Genomic DNA, 17,214 nt, shown 5'->3' on the forward strand with positions numbered 1-17,214 from the left:
TCATCGAGAAGATCCGCACCTTCATCGACGGCTGGAACGACCGCTGCCACCCCTTCACGTGGACCAAGACCGCCGAAGAGATCCTGCCCCACGCCACGCGTCAACGAACTTCAGACGCGCGACACTAGGTCACGCTGACCTGCTCGACGCCCGGGGCCGCGTGCTGCGCGAGCGCCGTGCCCGCGTCGCGGGACTGGCCGAGGCGGCGGCCCCGGGGGGCGGCGACGGGGACGATCCCGACGCCGGCGACCCGTGGGCCGTGCTGGTGCTCGACGAGGTGCTGCGCCGCATCCACGACGAGCAGGCCTGGCTCGACCGCCTCGCCGCCCGCATCGACGGCACCGGCCCCACCGACGACCGCTCCGAGGAGAGCCCGTGACCACCACCGCCAGCTCGATCGCGCACGACGACACCGCCGATCTGCCCCAGCTGCCCTTCCCGCGCGAGGACGTCCTGCGGATCTCGCCGCTCTACGAGCGCCTGCGCGCGGCGGGGCCGGTCACCCGCGTGCGCACGCCGGCCGGGGACGTCGCGTGGCTGGTCTCGCGCTACGAGGAGGCCAAGGCGCTGTTCGCCGACCGGCGCCTCGGGCGCTCGCACCCCCGCCCCGCCGAGGCCGCGCGCGTGTCCGACGCGGGCGTGATGGCCGGGCCGACCGGCGACCACGAGCACGAGGACGCCGACCACGCCAGCATGCGCCGCCTGCTCACACCCGCGTTCTCGGCCAAGCGGATGCGGCTGCTGCACGACCGGGTCGCCGAGCTCGCCGAGGCCCTCGTCGACGACCTCGTGGCCGCCCACGAGCGCGGTGAGGACCCGGTCGACCTGCACGCCGGCTTCTCGGTGCCCCTGCCGATCTTCGTCATCTGCGAGCTGCTCGGGGTGCCGGTGGAGGACCGGGCGTACTTCAAGGACCTCTCCGAGCGTCTGGCCACCCTGACCGGCGACGACCCGGCGGTGGCGCGCGACGAGCTCCAGCGCTACACGGCGACGCTCGCCGAGACCAAGCGCGCCGAGCCCGGTGAGGACGTCATCTCCGACCTCGTCGCCGCGCAGGCGCAGGACCCGCGGCTGACCGACGAGCGGGTCGCCGAACTGACCGCCGGGCTCCTGTTCGCGGGGCACGAGACGACCGTCAATCGGCTCTCGCTCGGCGTGCTCCTGCTGCTGGTCAACCCCGAGGCGCGTGACCGGCTCGTCGCCGACCCCGCCGGCGAGGTCGACGGGATCGTCGAGGAGGTGCTGCGCCTCGCCGAGCCCGGCGGGATGGGGCTGCTGCGCTACGCCCACGAGGACGTGGTCGTCGGCGAGGGGGACGAGCAGGTCACGATCCCGGCCGGCGACGCCGTGGTGATCGTGACCAGCGCGGCCAACCGCGACCGGGGCGCGTTCGACGACGCCGACACGTTCGACCCCGACCGCGCACCCAACCCGCACCTGTCGTTCGGACACGGCCCGCACTTCTGCATCGGCGCGAGCCTCGCGCGCACCGAGCTGCGCGTCGGGCTGTCGACGCTGTTCACGCGCCTGCCCGGGCTGCACACGGCGGTCGATCCGTCGGAGCTCTCCCTGCACACCGAGCGCCTCACCGGCGGCCTCGACGCGCTGCCGGTGACGTGCGCTCCGCGCCCGTGAGCGCGCACCCTCAGAGCTCGTCGCGGCGGGTCACGAGGGTCACGGCGACCTCGCGGAGCTTGACGTTGAGGTCCTGCGACGTGCGGCGCAGCACGTCGAAGGCCTCGTCGGAGGACAGGCCACGCCGCTCCATGAGCACGCCCTTGGCCTGACCGATGACGTCGCGGCTCTCCAGGGCCTCGAGCAGCTGGGTCTCGCGCAGCTCGGCGGCGGTACGGGCCTGCACCGCCGAGATCGCGGTGGCCGCGTGGGCGGCCAGCACGAGGGCGAGGTCGCGGTCCGCCCGGTCGAGACCGTCGGCGGACCGGGACCAGAAGTTCACGGCGCCGAAGCGGGGCGGCTCCCCGCCGGGGAACATGCCGGTGCTCAGCACGGCCCTCAGCCCCAGCTCCTCGGCGGCGCGGGTGCCGAACGTCGGCCAGGGCGTGTCGGGGCCGGCGGTGCGGGCCATGCAGGCGCCCACCCCCGTCCTGGTGCATCGCCTCGTGGCTGGGGCCCTCGCCCACCTCGTCCTGCAACGCGTCGGCCTCCTGGCCCACCGGGTGGCTCGACGCGACGGTGTCCAGCTGCCCGTCGGGGCCGCGCAGCACCACCGAGACCACGTCGGCGCCCGGCACCACCGCCCGCGCGGCCTCGATCACCCGCTCGACGACGCCGAGCACCCCCGCGTCCCGCGGCACCCGCAGCAACGCGTCGGCCAGCGCGATGAAGGGTTGCGCGAGCCCGCTGTCGATCTCGCCGGTGTCCGACGGGCGGTGGAGGGGCATCGCGGGGCACCTTCGAGCGGTCGGGAACGGTCGCGGACCAGCAAAGTATCCGCGACGCACGCGAAGGTGTGACGTGCAGGTCGGAGGCCGACCCCCTGGAGTCGTGCGAGGGCGGCCCGCGGGGTCACCGGGCGATCAACTGGCCGAGGCGCTTGGTCAGCTTGACGTTCTCCGAGTAGTCCACCGGCACCACGATCACCGACGGCTTGTCGCGCTGGTCGAACGCCTCCTTGAGGGCGGGCCGCAGCTCGTCGGCGCTGCCGAGCCGCCGCGCGTGGCAGCCGAGGCCCTCGGAGATCTTGACGAGGTCGGGGGTCTTGAACTCCGTGCCGAAGTGGCGCCCGAACTCGATCTCCTGCTTCCAGGAGATCAGTCCGTAGTCGTTGTCCTCCCAGACCAGGTTGACCGGGGCGACGCCCAGCCGGGTGGCCGTGGCCAGCTCCGGGCCGTGCATGAGGAAGCCGCCGTCGCCGGAGATGGCGACCACGCGGCGGTCCCCGGCCACCAGCGACGCCGAGACGCTGCCCGGGACGGCGATGCCCATCGAGCAGAAGCCGTTGGAGATGATGCAGGTGTTCGGCGCGTACGTCGGGTAGTGCCGCGCGATCCACATCTTGTGGGCGCCGACGTCGCTGATGAGGATGTCCTCGTCGTCCATCTCGGCGCGCAGGTCGGCGAGGACGCGCTGCGGCTTCATCGGGAAGTCGCCGGTCTCCCGCTCGGCGCTCGCCCCGGCCTCGGTGATCTCCTCGGTGAGATTGCGGCGGGCGCGCGCGTGGCCCTCGAAGTCGGGGAACCGGTGCGCGTCGGTGAGGCCCTCGTTGATCGCCCAGAGTGTGGCCGCGACGTCGCCGACGATCTCGACGGTCGGCCGGTACGACATGTCGACCTCGGCGGGGTCGAAGTCGATGTGCAGCAGGCGCTTGGTGCGGCCGATGTTCCAGTGCGACGGGGGCCACTCGACCATGTCGTAGCCGACCGCGATGACGAGGTCCGAGGCCTCGAACACCTCGGTGACGTAGTCCCGCGAGCCCAGGCCGACGGCGTAGAGGCTGCGCTCGTGACGGTCGGAGAGCGCGCCCTTGCCCATGAACGTCATGCCGGCGTAGATGCCGGTGGCCTCGACGAAGCGCTGGAGCTGGCGGCTCACCCGGGTGCGCACGCAGCCCTGGCCGACCAGCAGCACCGGACGCTCGGCCCGGGCGATCAGGTCCAGCGCGGCGCTGATCGACTTGTCGTCGGGCACGGGCCGGCGGACCTTCTCCGGCGGCACGATCGGCGCGGACTCGACCTCGTGCTTGGCGATGTCCTCGGGGAGCTCGACGTGCGTGGCGCCGGGCTTCTCGGCGACGGCGAGCTTGAACGCCTTGCGGACGACCTCGGGGATGGTGCTCTCGTCGCGCAGCGACGTCGTCCACTTGGTGAGCGGCGCGAACATCTCGTTCACGTTCATCGCCTGGTGCGATTCCTTGTGCAGGCGCGTCGTGGCGCCCTGCCCGGTGATCGCCACGACCGGCGCGTTGTCCATGTTCGCGTTGGCCACACCCGTCACGAGGTTGGCCGCACCGGGCCCGAGCGTCGACAGGCAGACGCCCGCCTGCCCCGTGAGACGGCCGTAGACGTCGGCCATGAAGGCCCCGCCCGTCTCGTGATGGGTGGGCACGAAGCGCACCGACGACTCACGCATGGACATGAGTAGGTCGGCGTTCTCCTCGCCCGGCACCCCGAAGACGTACTCGACGCCCTCGGCCTCGAGGCATCGCATGAACAGGTCGCTGGCCCTCATCGGTCAGTCCCACTCCCCGGCGTGTCGGCGCGCGTCGGACCACGGTCAGGTGCCCATGACGCGGGCTCGGCACACCCCTCGGGGGCGACACCCGCCGTGGATCCGGAGATCCGTCAGCCGGCGGGGGCCAGATGGGCGACGCAGAGCTCGGGTTCGACGAAGGGCAGCAGCTCCACCGTCGTGGGCGGCGTGCCGAGGCGGGCGAGCGCACCGCGCAACAGCCCGAGGTGCATCGAGCAGACGACCTCGGGGTGCTCCCGGGCGACCGCGCGGAAGGGGCAGGCCCGCAGGGCGATCCGCCGGAGATCCCCCGTGGTGGTGAGCTCGGGATCGAAGCCGAGGTCCTCGAACACGTCGTGCACGTGACGGGTCGCGGTCTCGACGCTCGTGGCCGAACTCGCGTCCGACGTGCCGGCGGCCGGCAAGAGCTGGGTGGCCCAGGTGGCTCCGGCCCGCTCCGCCCGTGCGGTGCGACCGGCCACGGTCTCGTCGAGGTGGGCCGCGAGCAGTCTGGCCAACTGCTCGTAGGGCGAGGTGCTGCGCTCGGCGTCGGACCGCCCGACCGGTGCGTAGACGGTGCGGGGGCGACCGGAGCTGCCGCGTGGTTGCGGACGACTGCGGACCAGACCCGCCTTCTCGAGGACCTGCAGGTGGAACCGGACGGTGGTGACGTGCAGACCTACCGAGGCCGCGAGCTGGTGCGCGTCCTGGGCCGACTCGCTCTCCCGCAACAGGCGCAGCAGTCGGCGTCGGGACGGGGATGCCTGGGCGGCGTGCAGGTCACCGGTGCCGGGCTGGTCGTCCACCCTTCAATCTTTCCGTGTCACGTACCCGGCGACCAACGGCGTGTCCGCGCCGACACGTCCCACCTTGGCCGCACCGCCGGGTGAACCCAGCGCCTCCCCGGCGCCCGGCAGCGGCTCGGTGAAGAACCGGACGTTGTCCTCGATGAAGGGCGACCACTGCTCGGGCACGTCGTCCTCGTAGTAGATGGCCTCCACCGGGCAGACCGGCTCACACGCACCGCAGTCCACGCACTCGTCAGGGTGGATGTAGAGAGCGCGGGCTCCCTCGTAGATGCAGTCGACCGGGCACTCCTCGATGCACGAACGATCCAGGACGTCGATGCACGGCTCGGCGATCACGTAGGTCACAAGGCCCCTCCCGACGTGGGTGCTGGTTTAGCGGATGATTATCCGCCATACTCGCCCACCACCGACGCGATGAACACCACGGGAGGGTCACGATGCAGGAGCGCACGGACCTCGTGGAGATGGATCGGGCAGAGTGTTTCCGCCTCCTCGGAGGGCTCCGGGTCGGCCGCATGGTGTTTACCGACCGCACCGTGCCGATGGTGCATCCGGTGAACTTCTCCCTGGCCGGGGAGGACGTGATCCTGCGGACGAGCGGCGGCGGCAAGCTGGCCGCGGCCATGAGCCATGGCACCGTTGCGTTCGAGGCCGACGACTTCGACGCGGACACCCACGCCGGCTGGAGCGTGGTCATCGTCGGTCACGCGGAGATCGTCAACGACATCGACGAGTTGGTCGCGCTGGCTGACCCGGCGCGGCGGCCGTGGGCACCGGGCCGTACCGCGCACGTCATCCGCATCCGGTCCGAGCAGGTCACGGGACGTCGGCTGGGAGCCGCCTCCCCCTCGACCGATCCGGCTCCAGAAGCGACGCCGAGCGTCGACCCTGGTTCGGAGGAAGACCGTCCGCCATACTGCACCGACTCCGCTTAGCCCGACCCCTCAGAGATCGAGCAGGAGGACCGCGTGGCTCGCAGGCGCACCGGCAATGGCGGCGACACCCGACGTCGCCGCCCCGGCGCGGGGGGCGGCGACGCCGGGATGGACGGCCCGGCCACCGACGCGGTCCTGCGCATGGGCCGGTTCTTTCGTGCGGGCGAGATCTCGGCCGACACCCGGGCGCTCTACCGGGCCGGCGGACGCGACGCGGACAGCTTCTACCGGGACCGCTGGTCGCACGACAAGGTCGTGCGCTCGACCCACGGGGTGAACTGCACCGGGTCGTGCTCGTGGAAGGTCTACGTCAAGGACGGGATCATCACGTGGGAGGCCCAGCAGACCGACTACCCCTCGGTCGGACCCGATCGCCCGCAGTACGAGCCGCGCGGCTGCCCCCGCGGAGCCGCATTCTCCTGGTACACCTACTCGCCCACGCGCGTCCGCTACCCCTACGTGCGCGGGGTGCTCCTCGAGATGTTCCGGGAGGCGCGGCGGCGGCTGGGCGACCCGGTGGACGCGTGGGCGGAGATCACCGGTGACCCCGAGCGGCGCCGCCGCTACACGGCGGCTCGCGGCAAGGGCGGGCTCGTGCGGGCCGGCTGGGACGAGGCGGTCGAGATGGTGGCCGCCGCACACGTGCACACCGTCAAGGCCTACGGGCCGGACCGGATCGCCGGGTTCTCGCCGATCCCCGCGATGAGCATGGTCAGCCATGCGGTCGGGGCGCGGTTCTTCTCGCTGCTCGGTGCGCCTATGCTCTCGTTCTACGACTGGTACGCCGATCTGCCGGTCGCCTCCCCGCAGGTCTTCGGCGACCAGACCGACGTGCCCGAGTCCGCGGACTGGTGGGACGCCGCGTACCTGATCATGTGGGGATCGAACCTCCCCGTGACCCGCACCCCGGACGCGCACTACATGGCCGAGGCGCGCTACCGCGGCCAGAAGGTGGTGGCGGTCTCCCCGGACTACGCGGACAACGTCAAGTTCGCTGACGAGTGGCTCCCCGCCCAGCCCGGCACGGACGGGGCGCTGGCGATGGCCATGGGCCACGTGGTGCTCAAGGAGTTCTTCGTCGACCGGAGCACGCCGCGCTTCACCGAGTACGCCCAGCGCTTCACCGACCTGCCGTTCCTCGTCACGCTGCGCGAGCACGGCGCGCAGGGGGACGGGAGCGCCCCGGTGTACGTCCCGGACCGCTTCCTGACCGCGGACGCGCTCGCCGACGAGCACGAGGCCGGTGGGGGTGAGGGGGCGGCGTTCAAGACGGTGCTCCTCGACGCCGCCACCGGGGCGCCGGCGGTGCCCAACGGGTCGTTGGGGTTCCGCTTCACCGACTCCGGGGTCGGCCGGTGGAACCTCGATCTCGGCGACGTGGACCCGCTGCTCACGCTCCACGGCTCGGGGACCGGCGACACCGCGACCCTGCTGCTGCCGCGCTTCGACCCGCAGCCCGGCACCGGCGGGGCCGCCGGGGTGCTGCGCCGCGGGGTGCCGGTGCGCCGGGTCGCCGGGCGGCTGGTGACCACGGTGTTCGACCTGCTGTGCGCCCAGTACGGCGTGGCCCGGCCAGGGCTGCCGGGAGTGTGGCCGACCGGCTACGACGACGCGACCCAGCCCTACACCCCGGCGTGGCAGGAGGAGATCACCTCGGTGCCCGCCGCGGCCGCCGCCCGTATCGGCCGCGAGTTCGCCGCCAGCGCCGAGGAGTCCGGCGGCCGGTCGATGATCGTCATGGGCGCGGGGACGAACCACTGGTTCCACTCCGACACCGTCTACCGCGCGTTCCTCACCCTGACCACGCTGACCGGCTGCCAGGGCGTCAACGGCGGGGGCTGGGCGCACTACGTGGGGCAGGAGAAGGTCCGTCCGGTGACCGGGCACGCCCAGCTGGCCAACGCGCTGGACTGGTCGCGACCGGCCCGGCAGATGATCGGCACCGGGTTCTTCTACCTGCACACCGACCAGTGGCGCTACGACGCCTTCGGCGCCGACGTGCTGTCCTCCCCGCTGGGCTCCGGCCGGTTCGCGGGCAGGGCCACCGCCGACGTGCTGGCGCAGTCCGCGCGGATGGGCTGGATGCCCTCGTACCCCACCTTCGACCGCAACCCCCTCGATCTGGCCGACGAGGCCGAGGCGAGCGGAGACGCCGCCGCCCACGTCGTCGGCGAGCTGCAGGCCGGACGGCTGCACTTCGCCGGGGAGGACCCGGACGCGCCGGCGAACTGGCCGCGGGTGATGACCGTCTGGCGCTCCAACCTGCTGGGATCGTCGGCCAAGGGCAACGAGTACTTCCTCAAGCACCTGCTCGGCACCGACGAGGCCGTGCGCGCCGAGCAGACCCCACCCGGGCGGCGGCCGGCCGAGGTGCGCTGGCGCGAGGACGCCGACGGCGAGGCGCCCCGGGGCAAGCTCGACCTGCTGCTGAGCCTCGACTTCCGGATGACCAGCACCACCGTGTTCTCCGACGTGGTGCTGCCCGCGGCGACCTGGTACGAGAAGCACGACCTCTCCTCGACCGACATGCACCCGTTCGTGCACGCGTTCAGCCCCGCGATCTCCCCGCCCTGGCAGGCCCGCACGGACTTCGACGCCTTCCACGCCATCGCCGGCGCGTTCAGTCACCTGGCCACCCGCCACCTCGGGGTCCGCCGCGACCTGGTCGCCACCCCGCTGCTCCACGACACCCCGGACGAGACCGCCACCCCCGGCGGGGCGGTCCGCGACTGGGCCGCCGGCGAGGTCGCACCGGTGCCCGGGGTGACGATGCCCCGCCTGACCGTCGTCGAGCGCGACTATCCACACGTCGCGGCGAAGCTGGCGTCGGTGGGCCCACTGCTGGACCGCCTCGGGGCGACCACCAAGGGCGTCACCTTCGACGTGTCCGGGGCGGTGGACTACCTGAAGTCGAAGAACGGGGTGGTCCGCGCCCCGGGCAACCCGGCCGACGGGCGCCCCCTGCTGACCCGTGACACCCACGCCTGCGAGGCCGTCCTGGCGCTGTCGGGCACCACCAACGGGCACCTGGCGGTGCAGGGCTTCCACGCGCTCGAGCGCCGTACCGGCACGCGGCTGGCCGACCTGGCCGCCGAGCACGAGGGCACCCAGGTCACGTTCGCCGACACCCAGGTCCGCCCGGTGCCGGTGATCACCTCCCCGGAGTGGTCGGGCTCGGAGACCGGCGGGCGGCGCTACTCCCCGTTCACGCAGAACGTGGAGCGGAGCGTGCCGTGGCACACCCTGACGGGACGCCAGCACTTCTTCCTCGACCACGACTGGATGGCCGAGTTCGGCGAGCAGCTACCGGTCTACCGGCCGCCGCTGAACATGACCCAGCTGTTCGACGAGCCCCGGGTCGGCGAGCAGTCCGAGCTCGGGATCACGGTGCGGTACCTGACCCCGCACAACAAGTGGTCGATCCACTCGGAGTACCAGGACAACCTGTTCATGCTGTCGCTCTCCCGCGGCGGGCCCACGGTGTGGATGAGCCCCGGTGACGCGGCCCGGGTGGGGATCGGCGACAACGACTGGGTCGAGGCCGTCAACCGCAACGGCGTGGTGGTGGCCCGCGCGGTCGTGTCCCACCGGATGCCCGAGGGCACGGTCTACATGCACCACGCCCAGGACCGGCTGATCGACGTCCCGCTCGCTGAGACCACCGGGCGCCGCGGCGGCATCCACAACTCCCTGACCCGGCTCCTGATCAAACCCACCCATCTGATCGGCGGCTACGCCCAGCTGTCGTTCGCGTTCAACTACCTCGGCCCCACCGGCAACCAGCGCGACGAGGTCACGGTGATCCGGCGCCGCAGCCAGGACGTCGAGTACTGAGAGGGGGTTTCCCGGTGCGCGTGATGGCCCAGATGGGCATGGTCATGAACCTGGACAAGTGCATCGGCTGCCACACCTGCTCCGTGACGTGCAAGCAGGCGTGGACCAACCGCAGCGGTGTCGAGTACGTCTGGTTCAACAACGTCGAGACCCGCCCCGGCCAGGGGTATCCGCGCACCTACCAGGACCAGGAGCGGTGGCTCGGCGGGTGGACGCTCAACCGCCGGGGGCGGCTGGCCCTCAAGGCCGGCGGGCGGCTCAAGAAGCTGCTGACCATCTTCGCCAGCCCGAAGCAACCGCAGCTCGAGGACTACTACGAGCCCTGGACGTACGACTACGACAACCTCGTCCAGGCCCCGCCGGGTGAGCACGTCCCGGTCGCCCGCCCGAAGTCGCTGATCTCCGGCGAGGACACGCAGGTCCGCTGGAGCGCCAACTGGGACGACGACCTCGGCGGCGGACCCGAGCTCACGCGCTCGGACCCGGTGCTGGCCGCGATGGCACGAGCGAACGAGCAGGTCCGCCTCGAGTTCGAGAAGACCTTCATGTTCTACCTGCCGCGCATCTGCGAGCACTGCCTCAACCCGTCATGCGTCGCCTCGTGCCCGTCGGGAGCGCTGTACAAGCGCAGCGAGGACGGGATCGTGCTGGTCGACCAGGACCGCTGCCGCGGCTGGCGGATGTGCGTGACCGGCTGCCCGTACAAGAAGGTGTACTTCAACCACCGCACCGGCAAGGCCGAGAAGTGCACGTTCTGCTTCCCGCGGGTCGAGGTCGGGCTGCCGACGGTCTGCTCCGAGACCTGCGTCGGGCGGCTTCGCTACATCGGGGTGATGCTCTACGACGCCGACCGCGTCGCCGAGGCCGCCTCCGCCCCCGAGGAGCACGACCTCTACGAGGCCCAGCGCCGGGTGTTCCTCGATCCGAACGACCCGGTGGTGGCCCGCGAGGCCGAGCGGGCCGGGATCCCCCGGGACTGGGTGCAGGCGGCACAGCGCTCACCGATCTGGGCGCTGATCAACACCTACCGGGTGGCGCTGCCGTTGCACCCGGAGTACCGCACGATGCCGATGGTCTGGTACATCCCGCCGCTCTCGCCGGTCGTCGACGTGGTCCGCGAGACCGGGGTGGACGGGGAGGACGCCGGCAACCTGTTCGGCGCGATCGACGCGCTGCGCATCCCGATCGGCTACCTCGCCGAGCTGTTCACCGCCGGCGATCCCGCGCCCGTGACCGCGGTGCTCCGGCGTCTCGCGGCGATGCGCTCCTTCATGCGCGAGGTCAACCTCGGCCGGCCCACCGACGAGTCGATCGCCGCGGCGGTGGGCATGACCGGCGACGAGGTGCAGGACATGTACCGGCTGCTGGCCCTCGCGCCCTACGACGAGCGCTACGTCATCCCCACCGCGCACACCGAGCTGGGCGACCCGTCGACGCTGGCCCACGCGCTGGAGGAGAGCGCCACCGAGTGCGCCCTGGACTACGAGGGCGGGCCGGGCATGGTGGGCGGCGGCCCGTTCGGGGAGGGCTCGGGCGGCCCGGCCCCCATCGCGGTCGAGAACTTCCACATGCTCAAGGACCGCCAGACCGCGGACGCCCCCGCCGACCCGACCGACCGGGTGCACCGGGTGAACCTGCTCAACTGGGACGGCAAGGGCCGCCCCGAGGGGCTGTTCCCCACCCCGCCGGCCGAGCGTCCGGCCGCGCCGCAGTTGATGGAGGGCACCGACCCGCACGGCGATGTGGAGCCCCGGCCGTGACCCCGCCGACGACCGGAGCCCCCCGGGTGACGTTGTCCGACCGACAGCGGGCCGTGGCCTACCAGGCCGCATCGCTGCTGCTGGGCTACCCCGACGCCGGGCTGCTCGGGACGCTGCCGGTGCTGCGCCGCGCGCTCGAGGGGCTCCCCGTCGAGGTGGGTGAGCCGCTGCAGCGCCTGTGCGACCACCTGGCGGCGGGGTCGCCGACGGCGCTGGCCGCGGACTACGTCGCCACCTTCGACCTCCAACGGCGCTGCTGCCCGTACCTGACGTACTACGTGTACGGCGACACCCGCAAGCGCGGGATGGCGCTGCTGGCGTTCAAGCGCGCCTACCGGGGTGCCGGGCTCGAGCTGGCCGACGACGAGCTGCCCGATCACCTCGCGGTGCTGCTCGAGTTCGCCGCGGCCGGTGACCCGCCCGGCGCGCACCTCGCGGCCGCCGACGCGCTGCTGCGGGAGCACCGCACGGGGCTGGAGCTGCTGCGCCTGGCACTGGCCGACGCCGGGTCGGTCTACCACCACGCGGTCGACGCGGTGTGCCGCACGCTGCCGGCGCTGCCCGCCGGCGACCGCGAGACGGTGCTCGCCCTCGCCCGCGAGGGCCCACCGGCCGAGGACGTCGGTCTCGATCCCTACCGGGAGGCGTTCGCCCCGCCCGAGTACATGGGTGGGCGTCCCGCGGGTGCCCAACACGCCGGAGGTGCGCGGTGACCGGTCCCGACTCGACCGTCGACATCCTGCTGTGGCTGGTCTTCCCCTACGTCTGCCTCGTGATCCTCGTCGGCGGGCTGGTGTGGCGGTACCGCTACGACAAGTTCGGCTGGACCACCCGTTCCTCCCAGCTCTACGAGCGCCGCCTCCTGCGCTGGGGCAGCCCGCTGTTCCACTTCGGGATCCTCGTCGTGCTGCTCGGGCACGTGATGGGGCTGCTCATCCCGGCGAGCTGGACGGACGCGGTGGGGATCTCCCAGCACGCCTACCACGTCATGGCGGTGGCGCTGGGCACCGTGGCCGGGTTCTGCACCCTGGCCGGCATCGCGATCCTGATCTACCGGCGGCGCACCGTCGGACCGGTGTTCTCGGCCACCACGAAGATGGACAAGGTCATGTACGCCGTGCTGACCACCGTCATCGTGCTCGGGCTGGCCAACACCGCCGTCGCGAACATCCTCGGCAGCGAGTACGACTACCGCACCGGGTTGTCGGTGTGGTTCCGGGGGATCTTCTACTTCCAGCCCGACCCCGCGCTCATGGCGGCAGCCCCGATCGGGTTCCAGCTGCACGCCGTCGCGGCGTTCGCGCTGTTCGCCCTGTGGCCCTTCACCCGGCTGGTCCACGCCTTCACCGCGCCGGTCGGCTACCTGACCCGCCCCTACATCGTCTACCGCAGCCGCGACGCTCACCTGGGCAGCCGCGCGCCGCGTCGCGGATGGGAACGGACGGGATCGTGAACGAGCCCGCCGACACCCGGACCCCGGCGGCGGGAACGGCCGCGGGCCGTTCGGCCGAGGAGTCGGGGGCGCCGGGGCGGTACCGCGCGCTGGTGCTGGCGACGCTCGGGATGACGGTCAACTTCTGGGCCTGGTCGCTTCTCAACCCGCTCGGTCCCCAGTACCGGGAGCTGCTCGGACTCTCGCCCTTCGCCCTCTCGGTCGCGGTCGCCGTGCCGGTGCTCGTCGGCTCGCTGGGGCGGATCCCGCTCGGTGCCGCCACCGACCGCTTCGGCGGACGGATCGTGTTCGCCGCCCTGAGCGCCGTGGCCATCCTCCCGGTGCTGTTCCTCGCCCTGTTCGACAGTTACCCGGCCCTGCTCGCCGGCGGCCTGGTCCTCGGGCTCGCGGGCGCCTCGTTCGCGGTGGGGATCCCGTTCGTGAACGCCTGGTTCCCCCCGCATCAGCGGGGGTTCGCGCTCGGCGTCTACGGCGTCGGCAACGCCGGGACCGCGCTGTCCAACTTCTTCACCCCCCGCATCTGGGCCGCCCAGGGTCCGGTCGCGCCCTTCCTGCTGGTCGCCGCCCTGCTCGCCCTCACCGCCGTGGCGTTCATCGCGGTCGGACGCAACGCGCCGGGCTGGCAACCGGCCACCGCCCCGTTCTGGCCCCGGTTCCGCCAGGCCATCGGGCTGCGCCTGAGCATCGATCTCGCCGCCCTCTACGCGATCACGTTCGGTGGGTTCGTCGCCTTCGGCGTGTACCTCCCCACGTACCTCCGGGACACCTACGAGCTCGAGGTGGCCGACGCCGCCGCCCGCGCCGCCGGCTTCGTCGTGCTCGCCACCCTGACCCGGCCACTCGGCGGGTGGTTGGCCGACCGCCGCCCACCCCACCACCTCATCGTCGGCGCGCTCGCCGTGGTCGCCGTCGGCGCCGTGGTCGCGGCCTTCGGCCCCCACATCGCGCTGGCCACCGTGGCGTTCCTCGCCATCGCCGCCGCGCTGGGCCTCGCTAACGGCGCCATCTTCGCCCTGGTCGGCCAGCGGGTCCCTGCCTCCCAGGTCGGCTCCGTCACCGGTGTGGTCGGCGCCGCCGGGGGACTCGGCGGCTTCCTGCCACCGATCGTCATGGGCGCGGTGTACCAGGCGACCGACGACTACGCGATCGGGCTCATGCTGCTCTCCGACGTCGCCCTGGCCGGCCTCGTCTACGCGGCGTGGCGCTTTGGGAGCCGCACCGCGTCGGTTGCGGCATGACCGCACTGAACCACCCCTGAATTCAGGAGACGTCTGAACCGTGCAGAAGATGTCGTTGGTCGCCCTCGCCCGCCAGCAGCTCGAACGAGCCGCCGCCGCCGCCAGCGGTCGCAGCGCACGGACCGTCTACGGCGGCCATGAGCACGTCCTGCGCCAGACGGTGATCGCGCTGACGGCGGGGGCGCGACTGGCCGAGCACGAGAACCCCGGCGAGGCGACCCTGCAGGTCCTCACCGGGAGGGTCCGCCTCGCCGCCGGCGACGACACCTGGGACGGACGGACGGGGGACCACATCGTCATTCCCCAGGCGCGGCACAGCCTCGAGGCGCTCGAGGACGCCGCGGTGCTGCTGACGATCGGTGGGCACACCCGCAACGGGTCTCACGCGTGAGGGTCACCGTGCGCCCTGGACGAGGGGAGCCACGGGTGTCCCCTCCACTCCGGCGAGCCCGGACACGGACTCCAGCGTCTCGCCGATCTTGAGGTCGTTGAGGAAGATCGTCGCGGGCTCGGCCTCGGCGCTCGCGTCGCGGTAGATGCCGGTCTTGAGGAAGTCGAGCTCGTCGATCATCGTGCCGCGCGGGGGCCGGAAGCCCTGCAGCACCGGCTGCCCGCCGCGGTACACCGACACCTCGCCACCGCCGATCGCGAACCGGACGTCGAGCTGCACGTCGAGGTTCTCCCCCGGCCGGACCGGGCCGAGGTCGCGGACGCGCTCGCCCACGTTCGACAGCCACAACCGGTTCTCCTGGATCTCCAGGGCCACCGGCGGCGAGGTGTTCGTCCCGCCGTCGTGCAGCTGCCAGATGACCTGCCAGCTGCGGGTGTCGGTGGGGAAGTCGGCCGGCAGGAACGCGCTGTAACCGAAGAACAGGTGCTCGCCCTCGCGGATGTCCTGGGCCTCCTCGGGGCGGACCTCCGAGCGCTTCGCGCCCTCGGGCACCTCGAGCTTGACCACCCGCCGGCCGGGCACGTTCGGGCTCTCGACCTCCTCCGGCACCAGGCCGCCGCCCTCGACGTTTCCGCCGTTCGAGTCCTGGAACCCGGCCAGGCCCGACGTGAGCGCCCACAGCGCACCGGTGTCCGCGCCGGCGCCGTCCCGGCCCGTGGCGCCGGTGTCGTCCTCCGTCCCGGCGCCGGTCCCGGCGCCGGCCCCGCCGGTCTCGGTGTCCGGTCTCGCCGTGGTCGTCGGCGCAGCGGTGTCCGAGCCGGTGCCCGGTGGCGTGGGGGTCGTCGGCGCGGCGGTGCCGGAGGCGTCGCCGCCGTCGGGGTGGGCCGACGACCCGTCCCCGCCCTCCGGGTAGGCCTGCGGCCCCGAACCATCGGGGTAGACCTCCGTGTCCTGGGGATACGCCTCGCCGTCCGGTGCAGGCTCTCGGGTGGTGACGGGCGCCGACGTCTCCGCTGTCGACGTCTCCGGTGCCGACGTCTCCGGTGCCGGCGTCTCCGGTGCCGACGGGGTGGTCGTGGGTGCAGACGTCCCGGTGGCCCTCGTCCCGGTGGCCCTCGTCCCGGTGGCCGTCGTCCCGGAGGCCGTGGTGGCGCCCGGCTCTCCCGTGCCGCCGGATGCATCGCTGTCGTCGGGGTAGGCCGGCGCCCCGGCACGGCTGTCGGGGTAGGCCTCCGATTCCTCGGGAGACGCCGCGTCCCCCGGGCCGGACTCTCCGGTGGAGCCCGGCGCCGTCGTGCCCGGCGCCGTCGTGCCCGGCGCCGCGCTCGTCGGGGCGCCCTCGGCGGCCTCACCCGCAGGGAGCGAGGTGATCAGCCGGCTGAGGGAGTCCGAGGCCCAGCGCGGGGCCGGGGTGTCGGGCGCGACCGCGAGGTCCGCGTAGCCGGTGTGCGCCCCGGCGGCGACCGCCTGCTCGAGCGGCGGCGCGGGTGAGCCCGCGGGCGTGGCGCAGACCGGGTCCTCGGGCGCGCAGACCTGGATGGTGCGTCCCGCAAGGGCCCCGAACCCGCCCTCGCGGGCCGGCAGAACGCCGTGGCCGGTGGCGCCGTCGGGGACCGTGCGGGCCTCGGGGTCGCGCGCCGGGTCGCCGAACAGCCCGATCGCGAGCACCTTCTCGGCGGGGACCCGTGGCTCCTGCCCCGCGCCGACGCGGGCGGCCAGGTCGCCGGCCACGTGCGCGCCCTGCGAGTAGCCGAACAGCATCGTCCGGCTCGCGGGGCAGGCCTCGAGCTGCGCGACCACCTGGTCGGCGAGCGCGGTGACCGCCTGCTGCTGGTCGACCTCGTACGACGCGCCGACCTCGGGCCCGGCCAGCGAGACCACGGCCAGGCGGTCACCCACCTCCTGCACCAGCGGATCCGTGACGGCCGCGAGCGTCTCGCCCCCGGACGCCCCCGCCCCGTTGACCGCGAAGAGGGTGACGTCCCGGCACGCGGCGGGCGCCGCGGCCGCGACCGTCGCCACGCCCGTGCCCGCCGTGCCGACCACCGTGCCGACGAGCACCACCGACACGAGCGCGGCCGCGGCCGCCAGGACGCCGACGGGGTGGCGCCGCGGCCGCGCGGTGAGACCTCCGAGCACCGGTGCCGTGCGCCGCCGACCCGACCACGCCCTGCCCGACGCGGGACGCGGGCGCCCGCCCCGCCCGTCGTCGACCGCGCCGTCGGGGTGCACCACGAGGGGCCAGCAGCTCCAGGGACCCGCCATCTCGACACGCACCGGCCGGCCGAGCTCCCGGGCCCGGCGGGCGGCGGCGGCCAGCCCGGCGCGGTGGGGGTCGGCGCCGCGGGCGAGCGGGACCGCCACGCCGTCGACCCGCAGCGGCACGCGCCCGGCCGGGCGGTCGACGCGCAGGCGCACCACCGGCTCGGCGGGCACCGGGCGACCGAACCGGTCGACGAGCAGGCGCTCCCCCGCACTCACGCGCCACCGCCCCGCACCGACCGCCGCATCCCTGCCCGCCCTCCACCCGGCGGCGGCCCGGCCGGGATGCCGGGGCCGCCTCGCCGGACAGCATCGGCGGGCCCGGCGAGGCGTGGGTGCGGTTC

14 protein-coding genes and 1 pseudogene are annotated in these 17,214 nt (G+C 73.3%); 10 read left to right on the forward strand and 5 right to left on the reverse strand.

All coding sequences use genetic code 11. The features are described from left to right. The 3 genes and pseudogenes from C8D89_RS15985 to C8D89_RS15995 all read left to right on the forward strand — a co-directional run. Positions 1-128, forward strand: a pseudogene (locus C8D89_RS15985) (IS630 family transposase); the annotation flags it as partial. Positions 129-160: 32 nt separating this feature from the next. Continuing rightward, entirely contained in the window at positions 161-379 is a 219-nt protein-coding gene (locus tag C8D89_RS29305; RefSeq protein ID WP_165825741.1) for a hypothetical protein, read from the forward strand. Further along, positions 376-1,635 (forward strand): cytochrome P450, encoded by a 1,260-nt coding sequence (locus tag C8D89_RS15995; RefSeq protein ID WP_243418149.1) that lies wholly within the window; start codon positions 376-378, stop codon positions 1,633-1,635. The genes C8D89_RS29305 and C8D89_RS15995 overlap by 4 nt, the downstream gene beginning before the upstream one ends. 10 nt (positions 1,636-1,645) lie before the next feature. On the opposite strand, the gene C8D89_RS16000 is transcribed toward C8D89_RS15995, so the two are convergent. The 4 genes from C8D89_RS16000 to fdxA all read right to left on the reverse strand — a co-directional run bounded on the left by C8D89_RS16000 (position 1,646) and on the right by fdxA (position 5,342). Further along, complete coding sequence (locus C8D89_RS16000; RefSeq protein WP_116709139.1) at positions 1,646-2,086, reverse strand: ANTAR domain-containing protein; 441 nt, start codon at positions 2,084-2,086, stop codon at positions 1,646-1,648. Between the two features lie 440 nt (positions 2,087-2,526). Then, positions 2,527-4,188, reverse strand: coding sequence for an acetolactate synthase large subunit (locus C8D89_RS16010; protein WP_116709141.1), 1,662 nt, complete (start codon positions 4,186-4,188; stop codon positions 2,527-2,529). Between the two features lie 113 nt (positions 4,189-4,301). Beyond that, complete coding sequence (locus C8D89_RS16015) at positions 4,302-4,994, reverse strand: helix-turn-helix transcriptional regulator (protein ID WP_116709142.1); 693 nt, start codon at positions 4,992-4,994, stop codon at positions 4,302-4,304. A 3-nt stretch (positions 4,995-4,997) separates the two neighbouring features. After that, a complete protein-coding gene (gene fdxA / locus C8D89_RS16020) occupies positions 4,998-5,342 on the reverse strand; it encodes a ferredoxin (protein ID WP_116709143.1) in 345 nt (114 codons plus the stop codon). A 92-nt stretch (positions 5,343-5,434) separates the two neighbouring features. Here fdxA and C8D89_RS16025 point away from each other — a divergent pair, with 92 nt between their 5' ends. The 7 genes from C8D89_RS16025 (at position 5,435) to C8D89_RS16055 (ending at position 14,608) form a co-directional block, all read left to right on the forward strand. Then, positions 5,435-5,932, forward strand: a complete 498-nt coding sequence (locus C8D89_RS16025) for a pyridoxamine 5'-phosphate oxidase family protein (RefSeq protein ID WP_116709144.1) — start codon at positions 5,435-5,437, stop codon at positions 5,930-5,932. Positions 5,933-6,040: 108 nt separating this feature from the next. Next, on the forward strand, positions 6,041-9,766 hold the full coding sequence (locus C8D89_RS16030) for a nitrate reductase subunit alpha (RefSeq protein ID WP_116709145.1): 3,726 nt from the start codon (positions 6,041-6,043) through the stop codon (positions 9,764-9,766). Positions 9,767-9,780: 14 nt separating this feature from the next. After that, positions 9,781-11,526: a nitrate reductase subunit beta gene (gene narH / locus C8D89_RS16035; RefSeq protein WP_116709146.1), complete on the forward strand. Its 1,746-nt coding sequence runs from the start codon at positions 9,781-9,783 to the stop codon at positions 11,524-11,526. Positions 11,527-11,552: 26 nt separating this feature from the next. Continuing rightward, the gene (gene narJ / locus C8D89_RS16040) at positions 11,553-12,239 is read left to right on the forward strand and encodes a nitrate reductase molybdenum cofactor assembly chaperone (protein ID WP_116709147.1); all 687 of its coding nucleotides are present in this window, start codon (positions 11,553-11,555) and stop codon (positions 12,237-12,239) included. Then, positions 12,236-12,979: a respiratory nitrate reductase subunit gamma gene (gene narI / locus C8D89_RS16045; protein WP_116709148.1), complete on the forward strand. Its 744-nt coding sequence runs from the start codon at positions 12,236-12,238 to the stop codon at positions 12,977-12,979. The genes narJ and narI overlap by 4 nt, the downstream gene beginning before the upstream one ends. Then, the gene (locus tag C8D89_RS16050; protein WP_243418150.1) at positions 12,976-14,217 is read left to right on the forward strand and encodes an MFS transporter; all 1,242 of its coding nucleotides are present in this window, start codon (positions 12,976-12,978) and stop codon (positions 14,215-14,217) included. The genes narI and C8D89_RS16050 overlap by 4 nt, the downstream gene beginning before the upstream one ends. A 49-nt stretch (positions 14,218-14,266) precedes the next feature. Beyond that, the gene (locus C8D89_RS16055) at positions 14,267-14,608 is read left to right on the forward strand and encodes a cupin domain-containing protein (RefSeq protein ID WP_243418184.1); all 342 of its coding nucleotides are present in this window, start codon (positions 14,267-14,269) and stop codon (positions 14,606-14,608) included. Positions 14,609-14,611: 3 nt separating this feature from the next. Here the strand turns inward: C8D89_RS16055 and C8D89_RS16060 are convergent, their stop codons facing one another. After that, positions 14,612-17,089: a heparin lyase I family protein gene (locus C8D89_RS16060; RefSeq protein WP_116709151.1), complete on the reverse strand. Its 2,478-nt coding sequence runs from the start codon at positions 17,087-17,089 to the stop codon at positions 14,612-14,614. Positions 17,090-17,214: the final 125 nt, after the last annotated feature.

Origin of the sequence: Actinomycetospora cinnamomea (assembly GCF_003096675.1) — a bacterium.
GTDB lineage: Bacteria > Actinomycetota > Actinomycetes > Mycobacteriales > Pseudonocardiaceae > Actinomycetospora > Actinomycetospora cinnamomea.

Coding starts and splice junctions, on each gene's coding strand:
- C8D89_RS16000 (WP_116709139.1), bottom strand. CDS start 2,086: ATGGCCCGCACCGCCGGCCCCGACACGCCCTGGCCGACGTTCGGCACC.
- C8D89_RS16010 (WP_116709141.1), bottom strand. CDS start 4,188: ATGAGGGCCAGCGACCTGTTCATGCGATGCCTCGAGGCCGAGGGCGTC.
- C8D89_RS16025 (WP_116709144.1), top strand. CDS start 5,435: ATGCAGGAGCGCACGGACCTCGTGGAGATGGATCGGGCAGAGTGTTTC.
- C8D89_RS16030 (WP_116709145.1), top strand. CDS start 6,041: ATGGACGGCCCGGCCACCGACGCGGTCCTGCGCATGGGCCGGTTCTTT.
- C8D89_RS16055 (WP_243418184.1), top strand. CDS start 14,267: ATGTCGTTGGTCGCCCTCGCCCGCCAGCAGCTCGAACGAGCCGCCGCC.